This window comes from Phytobacter sp. V69 (assembly GCF_965644215.1).
GTDB lineage: Bacteria > Pseudomonadota > Gammaproteobacteria > Enterobacterales > Enterobacteriaceae > Phytobacter.
Window position 1 is genome coordinate 18,691 of the sequence record NZ_CBFFRL010000022.1, and the last position, 19,011, is coordinate 37,701.

Sequence of the window (19,011 nt, forward strand, 5' to 3'; positions counted from 1 at the left end):
GACGCCATCCGTGGAGGTCAGTGCTAAAAAATGCCTGTGTTAACTAACCAGGAACCCGCACTATGTCTCGATCTCTTGCACTTTTGTTACTCGCCATCTCATTCAGTTCCCTTGCCAGCGCCGAAACCGGTTTTCGCCAGCTACGTCTCAATGAACATCGCGAACGCCCGCTGGATGTCTCCGTCTGGTATCCCACCGCGGAGGATCGAAAACCTGCGCTGGTGGGGGAGAATATAGTCTTTGACGGAACGCCCGCTTTGCCTGATGCAAAGCCCGTCGCGGGCAAGCACCCACTGTTACTTATCTCCCACGGCTATGGTGGCAACTGGCGTAATCTCAACTGGCTGGCGTATAAGATGGCCATACAAGGCTATATTGTTGCCGCAGTCGATCACCCCGGAACCACCACGTGCAACAAAAACGAAGATGATGCGCAGCAGCTTTGGCAGCGCCCGTGCGATCTGGCACAGCTGACGGACTATTTACTGGCAACACCGGAGGTTGCCGGGCATGTCGATGAACAGCGCATTGCTGCGGTCGGGCATTCACTTGGTGGCTGGACGGTGATGTCGCTGGCAGGTGCACGCTTTTCAGCGGCGAAATTCCTCGCTGATTGCAAAAATCACGCGGCGTTGGGCGGCTGTAAGCTCACGCATATTCTGGGTATCGATAAACCGGCTTCGGCAAACCCGCTTGCGGCCGATCGGTGGGACCCACGGGTGAAAGCGGTGGTCTCTCTTGATTTAGGGCTGGCCCGGGGTTTTACGCCGGAAAGCCTGCATGAGGTGACGATCCCGGTGCTTGTTATGGCAGCTCAGGCAGACAGCGATGACGTTCCCGCAAAACTTGAGTCGGGCTATCTGGCAGATTCTCTCCCTGCAAACACCCGGCAGTGGATGAGCGTGAACGGTGCCACCCATTTTAGTTTTATGCAGGAATGTAAAGCGGGTGCGGAGGCGCTGATTGATGCGCAAGCGCCTGGGGAGGGGATTGTCTGCCGTGATGGCGGCACGCTAAGCCGCCCTGCCATTCACCAACAGCTGTTCAGCCACATCAGCCACTTTTTAAATCAGGCGCTGGATTACCACCCTTCGTACGGCGGAAATCCGTAGGGCTCATTCCCGTCACGCGGGTGAACTCGCGGTTGAAGTTCGATTTGGTGATAAACCCTGAGGCCAGCATCACACTGGTGACGGGCTCTTCTGTGTCGCGCAGTAAGTGTTGCGCGTGCTGAATGCGAAAGCCATTGATCCACTGCGACACATTGCAGCCGCGCGTCAGGTTAACGGCTCTGGAAATCTGCCGCGCGGGCGTTGTTGTTCTTCTTGCCAGCAGATTGAGCGTGAGGTCGGGGTCAAGAAAAAGGCCTCGATCAACAATCAGCGCTTCGAGCCGTTCGCAGAGCTGGGCTTCTGCTTCCCCAGTCTCTGGTAGCGGCGTTGCGGGGAGTTCCACTTTCGGAAGTCTCTGCGGTGGCGCTTGTCGCCCGGTAAACAAAATGGCCAGACAGATAAACGGCAGCAGGATGCCTTGCGAAATGGCGACCAGCAGCGGCGCCTGTTGCCCGGCGTAAAGGCTGAAATCAATAGCGATGGCTAAATCGGTAAGCGCTGAAAAACAGAGAAAACACCCTGCGGCAAACGCCATTGCCGATGTCGCTGGTGAAGCGGTGAGTCGGGTGAGTTCAAACGCATCTGCGCCTTGCCGGGAAGTACGCAGCAGCGCGATGCCGTATCCCATGTACAACAGCGTGAGAACGCCATCCGTTGCGGCTGGCATGGCAAGATTCAGCGCGAGGGCAATGGCTGGCGGAATGCCAGATGCCAGGTTGCGTCGTAAACGCGTTTGCCCGGTCAATTCGGCGAAACAGCACCAGGTCAATGGTGCAAAAAGGATCGCTAACAGCGACTGGGCCTGGCGTAATAGTCGGGCATCAAACGACCAGCGTAGCGCCGACATCAGTACCAGCAGCGAGCAGCCAGCAATAAAGTACATCAGGCCACGTTGTCTGCCGCCGGTCAAAGCAACTTTCACCAGTAAGATCAGGAGAATCACGAGCGTGAAGACGGGAAAAGGAATGGCGGGCATACGCAACCTGTGTGGTGAAAAGCAAAGGCGAAAAGAACAATGTACTCAGCCTGCTGTTTTGCCACAACGGCGCTAAAAAAGCACATCCCCTTTCAGGGCGTTGACAACAGGGTGGCGGAAAAGGACATAAAAAATGCCCGAGGCATCGGGCATCATGGGTGACTGATTCTTTTTTATTATCAGTTGGCGGGCGGCAAACGGCGGTACAACTCGATCATATCCCCTGCCAGATCCTGAATGACCATTGCGTTCATCAGATGATCCTGGGAGTGGACGGTGATCAGATTGACCGGCAGCTTTCCGGTGCCTTCATCAAGACCAATAAGTTGTGTCTGGATCTTATGCGCGTTTTTGACGAATTCGTGGGACTCTTCCATTGCCTGTTCAGCGCCGGCGAAATCACCTTTACGCGCCAGCTGCAACGCCGTCAGCGCCTGGCTGCGTGCTGCACCTGCATTGACTAACAGCTCCATAATGATGGTTTCTAAATCTTCCACGCGCTTACTCCATTAGCTTGAGAGCTTTTTCCAGAACGACATCACCTTTCATCATGCCGTAATCCATCATGTCGATAACCGCGACTTTTTTGCCCAGCGGTTCGGCTTGTGCCTGTAGCTTGGCCTGTTCGTACTTCACCTGCGGCCCCAGCAGTACAATATCCGCGGTAGCGATATTGTCTTTAAACTCAGCGACCGGAACGGCCTTAATGGAAACTTCTACCCCTTTTTTCTGCGCTGCGTCTTTCATGCGTTGAACCAGCATGCTGGTGGACATTCCCGCAGCACAGCATAAAACGATGTTTTTCATAGTCAGCCTCGATGTGGATGGGATAACTGATAATTATCCCGCGCCGCCCGCTTCAACAACCGCATTTCCATGAATGTGTGTATAGCATCACAAACATTCACCGTGCTGCCTGAAACCGGTTACAAGGAGGTTGACGAACCGGATGAAAGCGACTCATTGCGCAATACGATTTGGTTTTTGCCTTGCTGTTTCGCCTGATAGAGCGCCTCATCAACGCTGTTGACCAGTTGCTCCAGCGATTCCATCTGCCACTCGCCCAACCCGGCGCTGAACGTCACGGTCATTCCCTCTTCACGCCAGTCCCGGTTGGCCACATTGATGCGCCACTGCTCCAGTATCTGCTGCGTCCTGGCAATATGTTCTTCCGGGAAAATGACCGCGAACTCCTCGCCACCGTAGCGGTAGAGGGAGATGTGTTGCGGCTGCAGCACCTGCAACCCTTCCCGGGCAACGTTACGCAGCACGATATCGCCGCTCAGGTGTCCCCAGGTATCGTTGATGGATTTGAAGTTGTCGATATCAACCAGCGCCAGGGCAAAAGGCTGATGATCGTTCATCAGCATGGCAATATCGCCATCAAACGCCCGGCGGTTTTTACAGTTGGTGAGCGCGTCAATCGTGGCCTGGCGCACCCAGTTCTGTTCGCGTTCTTTATTGCTCTGAATCGCTTTGCTGAGCATGAACTCGAGTTTCGGTGCGCTTTTCACATCGCCAGTCTCAATGGCATTGATGATGTTCATCAGTACGGTGCGCGAGGCATGACGTAAATACAGGCCGAACAGGATGACGATAATCGCCGCGGCAGCAAAGCCCCAGACGACAATCAGGCTTTCGTGGCGCAGCAGGTTATTCAGCGTGGTGTCTGAGACTTTATAAATAGCAAACCAGTCCGGATTGGTCAGGGAACTGTAGTAATACCAGGTATGGGATTGTTCATCATAAATTGCGCCTTCGCCGCTGGTCATTTCCGCCATCAGCGCCGGGCGTAACGCTGTCTTAAACAGTACGCCGGTGTCAGGGTGCATCATTATCTGCCCGTCGCGATCGACCACGAAAAACTCGCCCTGGGTTGGCGACTGCATTTTTCGCAGGCCGAAGCTCATTGAGGCGAGATCGAGATGAAACGCCAGGGTGCCTTTTAGTCTGCCCTCCGGCGATATCACCGGCTTGTAGAGGGTGATCGTCGGGTGATGGGTGAAGTAGTCGCTGTAGGTGCCGGTGTACTTACTTAACATCGCCGCTTCGGCCTGATGGACGAACCACGGACGTGTCTGGGGCTGGAAGCGCCGGCTCTCCTCGGTGTTGAGCACTTCCGGCGCGCGTAGATAATGGCCCTGCGGGTCAGCCAGCGAAATGGAGGAGACGGAAGGCATCAACGTGAGTAATTGCATCAATGTCTGCAGCCCTGCCTCTGAACCGGAATTGACCATGGTGCTGAGCCGATCATTATATGAAAAATGGTTCGCGACGCGGTTGAGGATAAAATCACTCTCCTGCAGAACCGTTTCGGTATAGTTTGCCGCGATATTATGGGTAAATGACTGATTAATCTTATGATAGTCATCAAGGTTATCTTTCCGCTGGCTGAGTGTCACCAGGGCGGCAATCACCACAAAGCAGACAAAGATGCCGGTAAAGCTCACCAGAATTGGCATGGTGAAGGAAAGCTTTCTGCTGTGTATTTTCATGATCTTCGGATGTGATGGACAGTAAACAGAAAAAGTATAGGGAAGCGTAGTGAGACGAGATAAGTATTACCGATAAAGCGCTTTTATGTTTATCTGATCAATAATGCATCAATCAGCATACTGTTCGTTAATTAAGATTATTTAAAAGTCATATCGACTGACTTATATCAATTAAGTGGTTTTATTATGAATAAAAGAGGCGGGGTGGCAGCGAGCGGTATGGCCACCCCGGTCAGCGTCCATTGCTGACAAGCGCAGAGTAGAGAATCGGGGCAACAGGCTCAATGCCCCGATTGCGATGGTGCGTAATGTTTCGAAAGATATCAGCGCGTTACTGCAACGTTGCCGTTTTCCTGCGGCGAACGTCCCAGCCAGCTATCCCAGTCTTTCCACACGGGCTGTAAACCACGGGCTGCCAGCGCGCTGGCCACCTGCTCGGGTCTGCGGTCATCATGGGGTGAGAACTGCTCCAGCTCCGGGTGATTATCGGCATAACCGCCAGGCTGCGTTTTGGAGAAGGCGCTGACGTTATTGATCGCCAGCGGCACCACATGGTCGCGGAACCAGGGCGATTCACGCGTTGAGAGCGACAGTTCGATTTCCGGCGAAAAGAGACGGAAGGCGCAAATGGTCTGCACCAGCTGGCGTTCATCCATAATAGAGGCCGGTTCGATGCCGCCAGCGCAGGGGCGCAAACGGGGGAATGATATCGAAAAACGGCTTTGCCAGTAGTGCTGCTGTAGCCACAACAGATGCTCCGCCATCATGTAACAATCCACCCGCCAGCTGTCGGATAATCCGATCAACGCGCCAAGACCGATTTTATCGATACCCGCCTGTCCCAGCCTGTCCGGCGTTTCCAGACGCCAGAAAAAGTCCTGTTTCTTGCCGCGCAGATGATGTTGGGCATACTGTGCTTCATGCCAGGTTTCCTGATACACCATAACGCCATCCAGACCCAGCGTTTTCAGCTCGGCATATTCCTCCGTGGACAGTGGCTGAACCTCCATTTGCAAAGAGGCGAACTGGCGGCGGATGGTCGGCAGGTGGCGGCGGAAATAATCCATCCCCACTTTTCCCTGATGTTCGCCGGTGACCAGCAGCAGGTGTTCGAAGCCCATCTCGCGGATAGCCGCGCATTCGCGTGCGATCTCTGCATCATCGAGGGTTTTTCGCTTGAGATGGTTACTCATCGAAAACCCGCAGTAGGTGCAGTCGTTGGCACACAGGTTGGAGAGGTACAGAGGTACGTAAAAGCTAACCGTATTGCCGAAGCGCTGGCGCGTCAGGCGCTGTGCCTTTTGCGCCAGAGGCTCCAGATAGCCGATCGCCGCAGGGGAGAGCAGGGCCATTAAGTCATCGCGGGTGAGACGCGTTGCATTCAGGGCACGTTCCACATCCGCGGTCGTCTTACTGTTGATGCGTAGCCGAATATCATCCCACTCCAGCGTACGCCAGTGGTCGGTAAACATCTTCATGCGCTGGCCTCCAGGAAACCGGTGAGCGGGCTGGTGGCCACGGCATGCGCATGGCGTGCACCGGGAACCGCCTCGCGCGCCAGCACACCTGCCTCGACCGCCAGTCGAAACGCCTGCGCCATTTTCACCGGGTCATCCGCGACAGCGATAGCCGTATTGACCAGCACCGCGCTGGCTCCCATTTCCAGCGCCTGAGTGGCGTGGCTGGGTGCACCAATTCCGGCATCGACCACCACCGGCACCGTCGCCTGCTCGATAATAATCTCCAGCATCGCTTTGGTTTCCAGCCCCTGGTTAGAACCGATGGGCGCACCCAGCGGCATCACTGCCGCGCAGCCGACCTCTTCAAGGCGCTTACACAATACCGGGTCTGCACCGCAGTAAGGCAGCACGACAAATCCCTGTTTGACCAGTGCTTCCGCGGCCTTCAGCGTCTCAATAGGATCCGGCAAAAGCCAGCGGGCATCAGGGTGGATTTCCAGTTTCAGCCAGTGCGTGCCCAGCGCTTCGCGCGCCAGTTGTGCGGCAAAAATGGCTTCTTCTGCCGTTTTCGCCCCTGAGGTGTTGGGCAGCAGCGTCACGCCCGCCGCCAGCAGTGGCGCGAGGATGGCATCGTTATGCTGGCGCAAATCAACGCGCTTCATCGCCAGCGTCACCAGTTGGCTACCGGAAGCGCGGATGGCATCGACCATCAGCGAGGCGTTGGCAAATTTCCCGGTGCCGGTGAACAGGTGTGAATCAAATTGTTTGTCTGCAATACGTAACATCTCAGCCCCCTGCAATAACCTGGAAAAGCAGGATCTGGTCACCGTCCTGCACGACATGCTGTTCCCACCGCTCGCGCGGGAGAATTTGCTGATTAAGCGCCAGCGCGGCGCCGGGTTTTAGCTGATCGAGTTGCTGCAACAGGGCCGAGACGGTCAGCGCGTCGTCGAACTGCATCGGGGCGTCATTGAACTGAATCTGCATGCAGCCCTCCGCAAACCGGGCAAGCGCTGGCCCGGCGTAACGCCAGGCTGCGCCAGCTGTTGGCGCGGGCATCGAACAGACGCAGCTCGCTGGTGTTGGTCTGTATGCCGCTCAGCAGCTTGATGGCTTCCAGCGCCTGCAATGTGCCCATCACGCCGACTACCGGGCCTATCACGCCTGCGGTACGGCAGTTGCGTTCAGGTTCATGCTCATCTGGCCACAAGCAGCGATAGCAGCCGTGGGTCCACGGTGGCGTAAGCACCATCAACTGGCCGCCAAAGCCTACGGCGCTGGCGGTAATTAACGGTGTATTGGTGCTGACGCAGGCGGCATTGATCGCCTGACGGGTCGCCATATTGTCGGTGCAATCCAGCACGACATCGGCAGCGTCCACCGCGTGGCGCAAGGTCTCGCCGGACAGACGCTGTTCGAGTGCGATCAGCGAAATCTCCGGGTTCAACCGTTCCAGACGCTGTTTGGTCACCTGGGATTTCGAACGGGCGATATCGTCAGTGGTAAACACAATCTGTCGTTGCAGGTTACTCAGGTGCACGTCGTCATCATCAGCCAGCACCAGCGTTCCCACGCCCGCCCCCGCCAGGTAGAGCGCGGCGGGGGAGCCTAATCCCCCCAGCCCGACAATCAACACCCGGCTGGAGAGCAGTTTTTGTTGCCCGTCGATGGCGATATCTTCCAGCAGCATCTGGCGGCTATAGCGCATAAAGTCACGGTCATTCATCGCCCGCCCCCGCAACATTGAGTAATTGCGCCGTTGCTTCACGCCAGTCTGCCGCCTGCGTAATGGCGCTCACCACCGCAATGCTGCCCACACCGGTCGCCAGTACCGCTGGCGCGCGTTCAAGGCTGATGCCGCCGATGGCTACGGTAGGGTAATCGGCAAGCCTTTCGATATGACGCGCCAGTTGTTCCAGCCCCTGCGGCGCAGAGGGCATCTGTTTGGTTTGCGTCGGGAAGACGTGGCCTAATGCGATGTAAGAAGGGCGTGCGGCGAGCGCCACGTCGATTTCCATATCGTCGTGGGTCGACACGCCGAGGTGCAATCCCGCGGACTGAATCGCTTTCAGGTCGGTGGTTTCCAGGTCTTCCTGGCCCAGATGTACGCCGTAGGCGTTGTGTTTTATCGCCAGTCGCCAGTAGTCATTGATAAACAGCCGGGCATCGTAGCGACGCCCCAGCGCGATGGCTGCCACGACGTCCGCTTCCACCTCGTCATCACGCTTATCTTTGATGCGTAGCTGAATGGTTCGCACACCGGCCTCCAGCAGGCGTTCAATCCACAGCACGCTGTCGACCACCGGGTAGAGCCCTAAGCGCAGGGGTACCGCCGGGAAATCAGGCTGGTACATTACGCCTCCTCTTTTTTGAGGTAGATTTCGCCGCCTTTGGCACGGAAGTTCTCCGACATATCCGCCATCCCCACTTCAATGTTCTGTGCGGCGGCGTAGTCGCGCACTTCCTGGCTGATTTTCATCGAGCAGAATTTTGGCCCGCACATGGAGCAAAAGTGGGCGACTTTGCCGGACTCTTGCGGCAGGGTTTCATCGTGATAGGCGCGGGCGGTGAACGGGTCGAGTGCCAGATTAAACTGGTCTTCCCAGCGGAATTCGAAGCGCGCTTTGGACATGGCGTTATCGCGGATCTGCGCGCCCGGGTGGCCTTTCGCCAGATCCGCTGCGTGGGCGGCAACCTTGTAGGTAATCAGCCCTTGCTTCACGTCTTCTTTGTTCGGCAGGCCGAGGTGCTCTTTCGGCGTCACGTAGCAGAGCATGGCGCAGCCAAACCAGCCGATCATCGCCGCACCAATCCCGGAGGTGAAGTGGTCATAGCCAGGCGCGATGTCCGTGGTCAATGGCCCCAGGGTGTAGAACGGCGCTTCATGGCAGTGTTCCAACTCTTCGGTCATGTTGCGGCGGATCATCTGCATTGGCACATGGCCGGGGCCTTCAATCATCACCTGCACATCGTATTCCCAGGCAATTTTGGTCAGCTCGCCCAGCGTATGCAGTTCAGAGAATTGGGCTTCGTCGTTGGCATCCTGAATGGAGCCTGGACGCAGGCCGTCGCCCAGTGACAGGGAGACATCGTAGGCGGCGCAGATTTCACAGATTTCGCGGAAATGTTGGTAGAGGAAGTTTTCCTGGTGATGCGACAGGCACCATTTTGCCATGATCGAACCGCCGCGTGAGACGATCCCCGTCAGGCGTTTGGCGGTCATCGGCACGTAGCGCAGCAGCACGCCTGCGTGGATGGTGAAGTAGTCGACGCCCTGCTCAGCCTGCTCCAGCAGGGTGTCGCGGAACGCTTCCCACGTCAGGTTTTCGGCGATCCCATTGACTTTTTCCAGCGCCTGGTAGATCGGCACAGTACCGATCGGCACCGGGCTGTTACGCAGGATCCACTCGCGGGTTTCGTGAATATAACGGCCCGTTGACAGGTCCATCACCGTATCGGCGCCCCAGCGCGTGGACCACACCAGTTTTTCGACCTCTTCCTCGATGGAGGAGGTGACCGCCGAGTTACCGATATTGGCGTTGACCTTCACCAGGAAATTACGACCGATAATCATCGGTTCTGATTCCGGGTGGTTGATGTTGGCGGGAATGATGGCACGCCCGGCGGCCACTTCATCGCGCACAAATTCCGGGGTGATATTTTCCGGCAGATTCGCCCCAAAGCCGTGGCCAGGATGCTGCTGTCGTAATACCTCACCGCGAATACGCTCGCGGCCCATGTTTTCGCGAATGGCGATAAACTCCATTTCCGGCGTCACAATCCCCTGACGTGCGTAGTGCAACTGGGTCACACACAGGCCAGCTTTGGCCCGTTTCGGCGTCAGTAAGCCACTAAAACGCAGGTCGTCCAGGCCGTCATCAGCAAGGCGCTCTTTGGTATACGCGGAGCTGCGATCGCGCAGTTCTTCACTGTCGTCACGGGCATTAATCCACGGCTGACGCAGCTTTGCCAGTCCTTGCTGGACGTCAATCGCCACATCCGGATCGCCATACGGGCCGGAGGTGTCGTACACCGGAATGGCTTCGTTTTCTTCGTACTGTGGATTTTCTTTGCTGCCGCCAAGCAGTGTGGGGCTAAGCTGGATTTCACGCATTGGAATACGGATGTCCGGCTGCGAACCGGTGATGTAGATGCGTTTTGAGTTGGGGAAGGCTGTTCCTTCCAGGGTATCGATAAAGTGCTGCGCCTGGGCGCGTTGTTCACGACGGGTCAGTTTAGTAGTGGCAGACATAGCTCATTCCAAATGTTAAGGATATGGCTTGTCAGACGACGGACGGAGTAATGACAGCAGATCACCCCGAGGGTGATTGATGTGAATGGATTACTCTTGTTCCCTTCGCAGGTTCTAACCTGATCAGGTTCCGCGGATCCCGAATTAACGGTCTCAGCCCTTTCCACTTCATCAGCGGAAATATAGGCACTCCGACAAGAAAAACCCCATCCGAAGACGGGGGACTGTTTTTTAAACTACGCGTTAATGCGAAAGAACTCAAGCCGGGCGCGCGATTCCGCTTTCGTCGTTCGCGCTGTTCTTAAGATTGTTGTCGAAGGCCAGGACGATCAACTTATCCTCAAGCGTGAAGCGGGCCGCAAGGGCTTCGCCGATGTCAGACAGCGCCTGCTGAAACTCGGCATAGTTGTCGTCATCGATAGCGTTTTCCAGGCTGGAATCGTAGTACTCCATAATTTCCAGAGTATTCACTTCCAGAAGGGGATAAAGCTGAGTGGCGGCTAAAAGTGGGCTGGTCCCTTCCATTTCACTGATAATCCGTTCATAAATACTAAAATGCCCGGCGGAAAGGTAATCGACCAGATTATGGCAAAATTCGTCCAGCGCTTTTTCGTTAAGCTGCATGTATGATCCTTTGCCGGGTTTTATGCCAACCAGATTGTAGTAAGAAACCAGGAGTTGCTTGCGAATATTCAGCCAGCGATCGACCAGTTTGTTACTTCCTCCAACGCGCTCTGTCAGGCTTTCTAGCTGGTTTAGCATAATTGACTCCGCAATATTAAGATTAAATGCCTACCCGAATGTAATAATAATGTTAACAAAATGCCAAAACTAAGGTAGCACACACAAAATGCATCGAATTATCGAATCATCAGATAATGGCTGGTGGATCGTAAGCCATGAACAAAAATTATGGCTTCCTGGTGGAGAATTACCACGGGGAAGTGCAGGAAATTTCGATCTTGTGGGTCTCAGCGCACTCCAGATTGGCGAATGGCAGGGTGAACCCGTCTGGATGATCCGCCAGAATCGTCGGCAGGAAATGGGATCCGTTCGCCAGGTTATCGATCAAGATGTTGGGCTCTTCCAGTTAGCAGGAAGAGGGGTACAACTGGCCGAGTTTTACCGTTCACATAAGTTCTGCGGCTACTGCGGACACACCATGCACCCCAGCCAAACGGAATGGGCGATGCTCTGCGATCATTGCCGCGAACGTTACTACCCTCAGATTGCTCCCTGCATCATCGTCGCCATTCGTCGTGAAGATAAAATTCTGCTGGCGCAGCACACGCGTCACCGCAACGGCATTTACACGGTGCTGGCCGGGTTCGTTGAAGTCGGTGAAACGCTGGAACAGTGCGTCGCCCGTGAAGTGATGGAAGAGAGCAGAGTGAAAGTGAAAAACCTGCGCTATGTGACCTCCCAGCCCTGGCCCTTCCCGCAGTCGCTGATGACCGCATTTATGGCCGAATATGACAGCGGCGAAATCGCTATCGACCCGAAAGAGCTGATTGATGCGGGCTGGTATCGCTATGACGATCTGCCGTTGCTCCCTCCTCCGGGCACCGTGGCGCGCCGTCTGATTGAAGATACGGTGGCGCAGTGTCGGGCAGAGTATGAGTGACATACATGTTACACTGGGCGCATAAACGCTAAAGGAATGTAAACATGACCGAATTAAAAAACGATCGCTACCTTCGCGCGTTGCAGCGCCAGCCAGTGGACGTGACACCCGTATGGATGATGCGCCAGGCCGGTCGCTATCTGCCGGAATACAAAGCCACGCGCGCGCAGGCGGGTGACTTCATGTCGCTGTGCAAAAACGCGGAGCTGGCATGCGAAGTGACGCTGCAGCCGCTGCGTCGTTATCCGCTGGATGCCGCGATCCTCTTCTCGGACATTCTCACCGTACCGGATGCGATGGGATTAGGGCTTTATTTCGAAGCGGGCGAAGGTCCACGTTTTACCTCGCCGATTACCTGTAAAGCCGATGTGCAAAAGCTACCGGTGTTCGACCCGGAAGATGAGCTGGGTTATGTGATGAATGCGGTGCGCACCATTCGTCGTGAGCTGAAAGGCGAAGTGCCGCTGATTGGTTTCTCCGGTAGCCCGTGGACGCTGGCGACCTACATGGTGGAAGGCGGTAGCAGCAAGGCATTCACCGTCATCAAGAAAATGATGTATGCCGAGCCGGAAACGCTCCATCTGCTGCTGGATACGCTGGCGAAAAGCGTCACGCTGTACCTCAACGCACAAATCCGTGCAGGGGCACAGGCGGTGATGATTTTCGATACCTGGGGTGGCGTGTTGACCGGGCGCGATTATCAGCAGTTCTCGCTTTACTACATGCATAAAATCGTTGATGGTCTGCTGCGTGAAAACGACGGCAAGCGTGTGCCGGTGACGCTGTTCACCAAAGGCGGTGGCCAGTGGCTGGAAGCGATGGCGGCAACCGGCTGTGATGCGTTGGGTCTCGACTGGACGACAGACATTGCCGATGCGCGTCGTCGCGTAGGCGATAAAGTGGCGCTGCAGGGCAATATGGACCCGTCCATGCTGTATGCACAGCCCGCACGGATCGAAGAAGAAGTGGCGACCATTCTTGCGGGCTTCGGTCAGGGAGAAGGGCACGTTTTCAACCTTGGACACGGCATCCATCAGGATGTGCCGCCAGAACATGCTGGCGCGTTTGTTGAGGCCGTGCATCGCCTGTCTGTGCCTTACCATCTGTAGGAGAAAACCATGGATCTCGCGTCTCTGCGCGCTCAGCAAATCGAGCTGGCTGCTTCAATCGTTCACGAGGATCGTTTTGATACCGATCCTCCGGCAGTGATCGGTGGCGCGGATGTCGGGTTCGAGCAGGGCGGTGAGGTGACGCGAGCGGCAATGGTGCTTTTGGCCTGGCCGTCACTGGAGCTCATTGAGTATCAGGTGGCGCGCATTCCTACCACCATGCCGTACATTCCGGGTTTTCTCTCGTTTCGCGAATATCCCGCGCTGCTGGCCGCGTGGGAGTTGCTCTCGCAAAAGCCCGACCTGCTGTTTGTGGATGGACACGGAATATCGCACCCACGCCGTCTGGGCGTTGCCAGCCATTTTGGTCTGCTGGTGGATGTGCCCACCATTGGCGTGGCGAAAAAGCGGCTGTGCGGTCGATTTGAGCCACTCACCGATGAGCCTGGCGCGCGCTCAGCGCTTATCGACAAAGGCGAGAAGCTGGCATGGGTGTGGCGCAGCAAAGCGCGCTGTAATCCCTTGTATATCTCGACGGGACATCGGGTGAGCCAGGACTCAGCGCTGGCGTGGGTTGAGCGCTGCGTGAAAGGCTATCGCCTGCCTGAACCGACTCGCTGGGCTGATGCCGTTGCATCGGGTCGTCCGGCATTTGTGCGTTGGCAGGAAATTCAGGGTTGATTCAGGTACACTGCCGCTAATTTCTGCATTAGAGAACTCATCATGTTACAAAACCCGATTCACCTGCGTCTGGAGAAGCTGGCAACGTGGCAGCACGTCACGTTCATGGCCTGCCTGTGCGAACGCATGTATCCCAATTACGCCATGTTCTGTAAGGAAACCGAGTTTGGCGATGCGCAGCTTTATCGCCGTATTCTGGATTTGGTGTGGGAAACGCTGACGGTCAAAGACGCTAAGGTGAATTTCGACAACCAGCTCGAGAAGCTGGAAGAGGCAATTCCTTCCGCTGACGACTACGATATGTACGGTGTCTACCCGGCGATTGATGCTTGCGTGGCGTTAAGCGATACGATTCACGCTCTCCTGAGTGGTGAAACGACAGAGTACGCGATTGAGGTCAGTAAGACGTCGATCACCACCGTTGCGATGCTGGAAATGACTCAGGAAGGTCGCGAAATGACCGACGAAGAGCTCAAAGAAAACCCAGCGGTGGAGCAGGAATGGGACATTCAGTGGGAGATTTTCCGCCTTTTGGCTGCATGTGAAGAACGCGATATTGAACTGATCAAAGGCCTGCGTGCAGACCTGCGCGAGGCCGGAGACAGCAATATCGGTATAAATTTGCAGCAATGAGACAATAAAACGTGATTTAACGCCTGTTTTGTCGTCCTGGAAGGCTTCCCTTCGCACCCCCGTCTGGTCTACATTTGGGGGGCGAAAAAAAGTGGCTATCGGTGCGTGTATGCAGGAGAGTGCTTTTCAGGCATTTCCGTCGCACTCGATGCTTAGCAAGCGATAAACACATTGAAAGGATAACTTATGAACAAGACTCAACTGATTGATGTAATTGCAGACAAGGCTGATCTGTCTAAAGCGCAAGCGAAAGCTGCTCTGGAATCCACCCTGGCTGCGATTACTGAGTCTCTGAAAGAAGGCGATGCTGTACAACTGGTTGGTTTCGGTACCTTCAAAGTGAACCACCGCGCTGAGCGTACTGGCCGCAACCCGCAGACCGGTAAAGAAATCAAAATCGCCGCAGCTAACGTACCGGCGTTTGTTTCTGGTAAAGCACTGAAAGACTCTGTTAAGTAAGACAGCGTGGCAGTGAACAGTTTTGTCGAAGGGGCTTCTAAGCCCCTTTTGTCTTTCTGGCGCCGTTCACGGGTGCTGGCGGGCGTGCTGTTATTATCTGCCTGTAGCCACAACTCTTCATTACCCCCCTTCACTGCCAGCGGCTATGCCGGTGACCAGGGTGCGGAGCGCCTTTGGCGCAAAGATTCCGACAGCGAGATCCACCTTCTCGCCGCCTTTAGTCCGTGGCACAACGGCAATACCTCGCTCAGCGAATACCGCTGGCAGGATGATCAACTCAGACTGATTGAACTCAATATCTACGGTAAGACGCCGGAGCATATCCGCGTGCGCTTTGATGACCACGGTGAGCTGAGTTTCATGCAGCGTGAAGTCAACGGCCAGAAGCAGCAGCTTTCCAGCGACCAGGTTGCGCTCTACCGCTATCGTGCGAATCAGCTACGCCAGACCAGCGATGCACTGCGTCAGGGGCGTGTGGTGCTGCGTCAGGGACGCTGGCATGCGAACGGTTCCGTTACAACATGTGAAGGCCAAACCATCAAACCAGAGCTGGATTCACTGGCGATTGGTCATATTGAGCGTCGGCAGAATCATTCATCGGCGGAAGTGAGCGTAGCGTGGCTGGAAGGGCCGGAAGGATCTCAGTTGCTGCTGGTGGCAAACGAAGACTTTTGTACCTGGCAGCCGACCGAGAAGACGTTCTGAGGTGAGCTTGGTTTTGCGCCCTCTCCTCTGAGGAAGAGGGCAAACTGCGAAATTACTTCTCTTGCTCGCGGGCAATCGCACGATAACCGATATCGTTACGGCTAAAGCTGCCTTCCCACTGAATATTCGCCATTAACGCGTAAGCACGTTGTTGTGCTTCGGCAACGGTATGACCCAGAGCAGTGGCACACAGCACGCGACCGCCGTTGGTGAGGACGCGATCGTCAGCGGAAAGCTTCGTACCGGCGTGGAATACTTTGCCGTCAGCCACTTCTTCCAGCGGCAGACCGTGGATTTCGTCACCGGTGTTGTAATTACCCGGATAACCGCCCGCAGCAACCACCACGCCAAGAGACGCACGCTCATCCCACTCGGAGGTTTTCTCATCCAGCTTGCCCGCGCAGGCGGCCAGGCACAGATCCACCAGATCGGATTTCATACGCAACATGATCGGCTGGGTTTCTGGATCGCCGAAGCGGCAGTTGAACTCGATAACCTTCGGGTTGCCTTGCTTGTCGATCATCAGACCGGCATACAGGAAGCCAGTGTAGGTGTTACCTTCCGCCGCCATGCCTTTCACGGTTGGCCAAATGATGCGTTCCATGGTGCGCTGGTGGACTTCGTCGGTCACCACTGGAGCCGGGGAGTAAGCTCCCATGCCGCCGGTGTTCGGACCGGTATCACCATCGCCAACGCGTTTGTGATCCTGGCTGGTGGCCATCGGCAGCACATGTTCACCGTCAACCATCACGATAAAACTGGCTTCTTCGCCGTCGAGGAACTCTTCGATAACGATGCGGTGGCCCGCGTCACCAAAGGCGTTACCCGCCAGCATGTCGTTGACGGCCGCTTCGGCTTCTTCCAGGGTCATCGCCACGATAACGCCTTTACCGGCTGCCAGGCCGTCTGCCTTGATAACAATCGGCGCGCCTTTTTCACGCAGGTAAGCCAGCGCAGGCTCTACCTCGGTGAAGTTCTGGTATTCCGCCGTCGGAATGTTGTGACGTGCGAGGAAATCTTTGGTGAAGGCTTTGGAGCCTTCCAGCTGCGCGGCACCTTCGGTTGGGCCGAAGATTTTCAGGCCTGCGTCACGGAACGCGTTCACCACGCCAATTACCAGCGGCGCTTCCGGCCCGACGATGGTCAGGTCGATTTTTTCATTCTGTGCAAAGCTCAGCAGTGCCGGAATGTCGGTTACGCCAATGGCGACATTCTGCAGCGCGGGTTCCAGTGCGGTGCCCGCGTTACCTGGCGCGACGAAAACGGTGTCGACCAGCGGTGACTGTACCGCTTTCCATGCCAGAGCGTGCTCACGCCCGCCGTTACCAATTACTAATACTTTCATTGTCTGCTCCGGAAATTAATGGCGGAAGTGACGCATGTCGGTGAAGATCATGGCGATGCCGTGTTCGTCGGCGGCGGCAATCACTTCGTCATCGCGAATAGAGCCACCAGGCTGGATCACACAGCTCACGCCAACGGCAGCGGCAGCATCGATACCGTCACGGAACGGGAAGAAGGCATCAGACGCCATCGCGGAGCCTTTCACTTCCAGCCCTTCGTCGCTGGCTTTGATTCCGGCAATTTTCGCGGAGTAGACGCGGCTCATCTGGCCTGCACCGATGCCGATGGTCATGTTCTCTTTGGCATAGACAATGGCGTTGGATTTCACGAACTTCGCCACTTTCCAGCAGAACAGCGCATCACGCAGTTCCTGTTCCGTTGGCTGACGTTTAGAAACCACGCGCAGTTCACCTTCGGTCACCATACCCAGGTCACGGTCCTGAACCAGCAAGCCACCGTTAACGCGTTTGAAATCCAGGCCAGGGACGCGAGCGGTCCATTCGCCACAGGTCAGAACGCGAACGTTTTGTTTAGCGGCGGTAATTTTCAGCGCTTCTTCGGTGGCTGACGGGGCGATTATCACTTCCACGAACTGGCGGGAGATAATTGCCTGTGCGGTTTGTGCATCCAGCTCACGGTTAAAGGCAATAATGCCGCCGAACGCGGAAGTCGGGTCGGTTTTGTAGGCGCGATCGTAAGCATCCAGAATAGAGGAACTGACCGCCACGCCGCATGGGTTAGCGTGCTTAACGATAACGCAGGCCGGTTCGCTGAACTCTTTCACGCATTCCAGAGCAGCATCGGTATCGGCGATATTGTTATAGGAGAGCGCTTTGCCCTGTACCTGCTGCGCGGTGGCTACAGAAGCTTCTTTGATTTCTTCTTCTATATAGAAGGCAGCCTGCTGGTGGCTGTTTTCGCCATAGCGCATATCCTGCTTCTTAATGAAGTTCAGGTTCAGGGTCCGCGGGAAGCGGCCAGCGGCTTCTTTTGTTTCACCGTGATAGGCCGGAACCATGCTGCCGAAGTAGTTGGCAATCATGCTGTCGTAAGCGGCGGTGTGTTCGAACGCTTTAATCGCGAGGTCGAAGCGGGTTTCCAGCGTCAGAGAGGCGTCGTTGGCGTCCATCTCTTCAATAATGGCGTTGTAGTCGCTGCTCTTCACGACGATGGCCACATCTTTATGGTTCTTCGCCGCGGAACGCACCATGGTTGGGCCGCCAATATCGATATTCTCGACGGCATCTTCCAGAGAGCAGCCTTCGCGGGCAACGGTCTGGGCAAACGGGTAAAGGTTAACTACAACCATATCAATAGGAGAGATGTCATGCTGGGCCATGATGGCATCATCCTGGCCGCGACGGCCGAGAATGCCACCATGCACTTTCGGATGCAGGGTCTTAACGCGTCCATCCATCATTTCCGGGAAACCGGTGTAATCGGAAACTTCGGTCACCGGCAGACCTTTATCTGCTAACAGACGGGCTGTGCCACCTGTAGATAGCAGCTCCACACCACGTGCAGAAAGTGCCTGAGCGAATTCGACGATACCGGCTTTGTCAGAAACACTGAGCAGCGCGCGGCGAACTGGACGACGTTGTTGCATGGTAAATCCCCTGGATTTGACGATTACAGAGAGCGTTAGCTGAATTCTTGCGTAAAAACTCAGCTAACGCCCCTTACGGGGCTGATTTTTTTCGCGGGCATTGTAACGAAAACGTTTGCGCAACGCTCGCGAATTTTTATCTTTCGATCTGGATCACTTAATTTCCTCCCCTATAGAGATGTTCAGCGCAGGATTTCAGACGAAGAAACGAAACGATTTGTGGATAACTCTGTGTGCAAAAGGGTATAAGGCGGGCTTTTGCTGTGGAATGCAGCAGTCAGTCATTTTTCTGTAATTTTTCTATTGCGGCCTGCAGATAACTCCCTATAATGCGCCTCCATCGACACGGCGGATGTGAATCACTTCACACTAAGTAGCCGGTTCGGTTGAATAGAAAAACCTGAAAATAAACGGTTGACTCTGAATGAGGAAAGCGTAATATACGCCACCTCGCGACAAAGCGCTAAAGCGCGTCGCAACTGCTCTTTAACAATTTATCAGACAATCTGTGTGGGCACTCAAAGTGACATGGATTCTTAACGTCTTCGGACGAAA

At 55.5% G+C, this 19,011-nt stretch carries 20 protein-coding genes and 1 riboswitch; of the genes, 7 read left to right on the plus strand and 13 right to left on the minus strand.

Annotation, left to right across the window (positions count from 1 at the left end; translation table 11 throughout):
- Positions 1-62: 62 nt before the first annotated feature.
- A complete protein-coding gene (locus ACSZPU_RS04995) occupies positions 63-1,112 on the plus strand; it encodes an alpha/beta hydrolase family protein (protein ID WP_498996096.1) in 1,050 nt (349 codons plus the stop codon).
- On the opposite strand, the gene ACSZPU_RS05000 is transcribed toward ACSZPU_RS04995, so the two are convergent.
- The 11 genes from ACSZPU_RS05000 to rsd form a co-directional block, all read right to left on the minus strand.
- Positions 1,054-2,088, minus strand: coding sequence for a helix-turn-helix domain-containing protein (locus tag ACSZPU_RS05000; protein ID WP_498996097.1), 1,035 nt, complete (start codon positions 2,086-2,088; stop codon positions 1,054-1,056). The two genes, ACSZPU_RS04995 and ACSZPU_RS05000, sit on opposite strands and share 59 nt — an antisense overlap.
- A 179-nt stretch (positions 2,089-2,267) precedes the next feature.
- Positions 2,268-2,585 carry a PTS lactose/cellobiose transporter subunit IIA gene (locus tag ACSZPU_RS05005; protein WP_498996100.1) on the minus strand — a complete coding sequence of 106 codons (318 nt, stop codon included), beginning with the start codon at positions 2,583-2,585 and terminating at the stop codon, positions 2,268-2,270.
- A gap of 4 nt (positions 2,586-2,589) precedes the next feature.
- A complete protein-coding gene (locus ACSZPU_RS05010; RefSeq protein WP_039076854.1) occupies positions 2,590-2,895 on the minus strand; it encodes a PTS sugar transporter subunit IIB in 306 nt (101 codons plus the stop codon).
- 119 nt (positions 2,896-3,014) lie between these two features.
- The gene (locus ACSZPU_RS05015; protein WP_498996103.1) at positions 3,015-4,583 is read right to left on the minus strand and encodes a sensor domain-containing diguanylate cyclase; all 1,569 of its coding nucleotides are present in this window, start codon (positions 4,581-4,583) and stop codon (positions 3,015-3,017) included.
- 323 nt (positions 4,584-4,906) lie between these two features.
- Positions 4,907-6,061: a 2-iminoacetate synthase ThiH gene (gene thiH / locus ACSZPU_RS05020; RefSeq protein ID WP_498996106.1), complete on the minus strand. Its 1,155-nt coding sequence runs from the start codon at positions 6,059-6,061 to the stop codon at positions 4,907-4,909.
- Positions 6,058-6,828, minus strand: a complete 771-nt coding sequence (gene thiG, locus ACSZPU_RS05025) for a thiazole synthase (protein WP_498996108.1) — start codon at positions 6,826-6,828, stop codon at positions 6,058-6,060. Before thiG ends, thiH begins: the two co-directional genes overlap by 4 nt.
- A 1-nt stretch (position 6,829) precedes the next feature.
- Positions 6,830-7,030, minus strand: coding sequence for a sulfur carrier protein ThiS (gene thiS, locus ACSZPU_RS05030; RefSeq protein WP_498996111.1), 201 nt, complete (start codon positions 7,028-7,030; stop codon positions 6,830-6,832).
- Positions 7,011-7,769: a HesA/MoeB/ThiF family protein gene (locus tag ACSZPU_RS05035; RefSeq protein ID WP_498996114.1), complete on the minus strand. Its 759-nt coding sequence runs from the start codon at positions 7,767-7,769 to the stop codon at positions 7,011-7,013. Before ACSZPU_RS05035 ends, thiS begins: the two co-directional genes overlap by 20 nt.
- Positions 7,762-8,397 carry a thiamine phosphate synthase gene (gene thiE, locus ACSZPU_RS05040; RefSeq protein ID WP_498996117.1) on the minus strand — a complete coding sequence of 212 codons (636 nt, stop codon included), beginning with the start codon at positions 8,395-8,397 and terminating at the stop codon, positions 7,762-7,764. Before thiE ends, ACSZPU_RS05035 begins: the two co-directional genes overlap by 8 nt.
- On the minus strand, positions 8,397-10,295 hold the full coding sequence (gene thiC, locus ACSZPU_RS05045) for a phosphomethylpyrimidine synthase ThiC (RefSeq protein WP_498996119.1): 1,899 nt from the start codon (positions 10,293-10,295) through the stop codon (positions 8,397-8,399). Before thiC ends, thiE begins: the two co-directional genes overlap by 1 nt.
- Positions 10,296-10,378: 83 nt before the next feature.
- A riboswitch (TPP riboswitch) is annotated at positions 10,379-10,499 on the minus strand.
- Between the two features lie 54 nt (positions 10,500-10,553).
- On the minus strand, positions 10,554-11,057 hold the full coding sequence (gene rsd, locus ACSZPU_RS05050) for a sigma D regulator (RefSeq protein WP_498996122.1): 504 nt from the start codon (positions 11,055-11,057) through the stop codon (positions 10,554-10,556).
- Positions 11,058-11,145: 88 nt separating this feature from the next.
- On the opposite strand from rsd, the gene nudC reads away from it, so the two are divergent.
- The 6 genes from nudC to ACSZPU_RS05080 all read left to right on the plus strand — a co-directional run bounded on the left by nudC (position 11,146) and on the right by ACSZPU_RS05080 (position 15,506).
- Positions 11,146-11,919, plus strand: a complete 774-nt coding sequence (gene nudC, locus ACSZPU_RS05055) for an NAD(+) diphosphatase (protein WP_498996124.1) — start codon at positions 11,146-11,148, stop codon at positions 11,917-11,919.
- 44 nt (positions 11,920-11,963) lie between these two features.
- Positions 11,964-13,028 carry a uroporphyrinogen decarboxylase gene (gene hemE / locus ACSZPU_RS05060; protein ID WP_498996125.1) on the plus strand — a complete coding sequence of 355 codons (1,065 nt, stop codon included), beginning with the start codon at positions 11,964-11,966 and terminating at the stop codon, positions 13,026-13,028.
- Positions 13,029-13,037: 9 nt separating this feature from the next.
- A complete protein-coding gene (nfi, locus tag ACSZPU_RS05065; protein WP_498996127.1) occupies positions 13,038-13,709 on the plus strand; it encodes a deoxyribonuclease V in 672 nt (223 codons plus the stop codon).
- A gap of 42 nt (positions 13,710-13,751) precedes the next feature.
- Entirely contained in the window at positions 13,752-14,342 is a 591-nt protein-coding gene (locus ACSZPU_RS05070) for a YjaG family protein (RefSeq protein WP_498996130.1), read from the plus strand.
- A gap of 186 nt (positions 14,343-14,528) precedes the next feature.
- Entirely contained in the window at positions 14,529-14,801 is a 273-nt protein-coding gene (gene hupA, locus ACSZPU_RS05075; RefSeq protein WP_035890328.1) for a nucleoid-associated protein HU-alpha, read from the plus strand.
- A 12-nt stretch (positions 14,802-14,813) separates the two neighbouring features.
- The gene (locus tag ACSZPU_RS05080; protein ID WP_498996136.1) at positions 14,814-15,506 is read left to right on the plus strand and encodes a DUF1481 domain-containing protein; all 693 of its coding nucleotides are present in this window, start codon (positions 14,814-14,816) and stop codon (positions 15,504-15,506) included.
- 52 nt (positions 15,507-15,558) lie between these two features.
- Here the strand turns inward: ACSZPU_RS05080 and purD are convergent, their stop codons facing one another.
- The gene (gene purD / locus ACSZPU_RS05085) at positions 15,559-16,851 is read right to left on the minus strand and encodes a phosphoribosylamine--glycine ligase (protein WP_498996132.1); all 1,293 of its coding nucleotides are present in this window, start codon (positions 16,849-16,851) and stop codon (positions 15,559-15,561) included.
- A 15-nt stretch (positions 16,852-16,866) separates the two neighbouring features.
- Positions 16,867-18,456, minus strand: a complete 1,590-nt coding sequence (gene purH, locus ACSZPU_RS05090; protein WP_498996135.1) for a bifunctional phosphoribosylaminoimidazolecarboxamide formyltransferase/IMP cyclohydrolase — start codon at positions 18,454-18,456, stop codon at positions 16,867-16,869.
- Positions 18,457-19,011 lie beyond the last annotated feature (555 nt).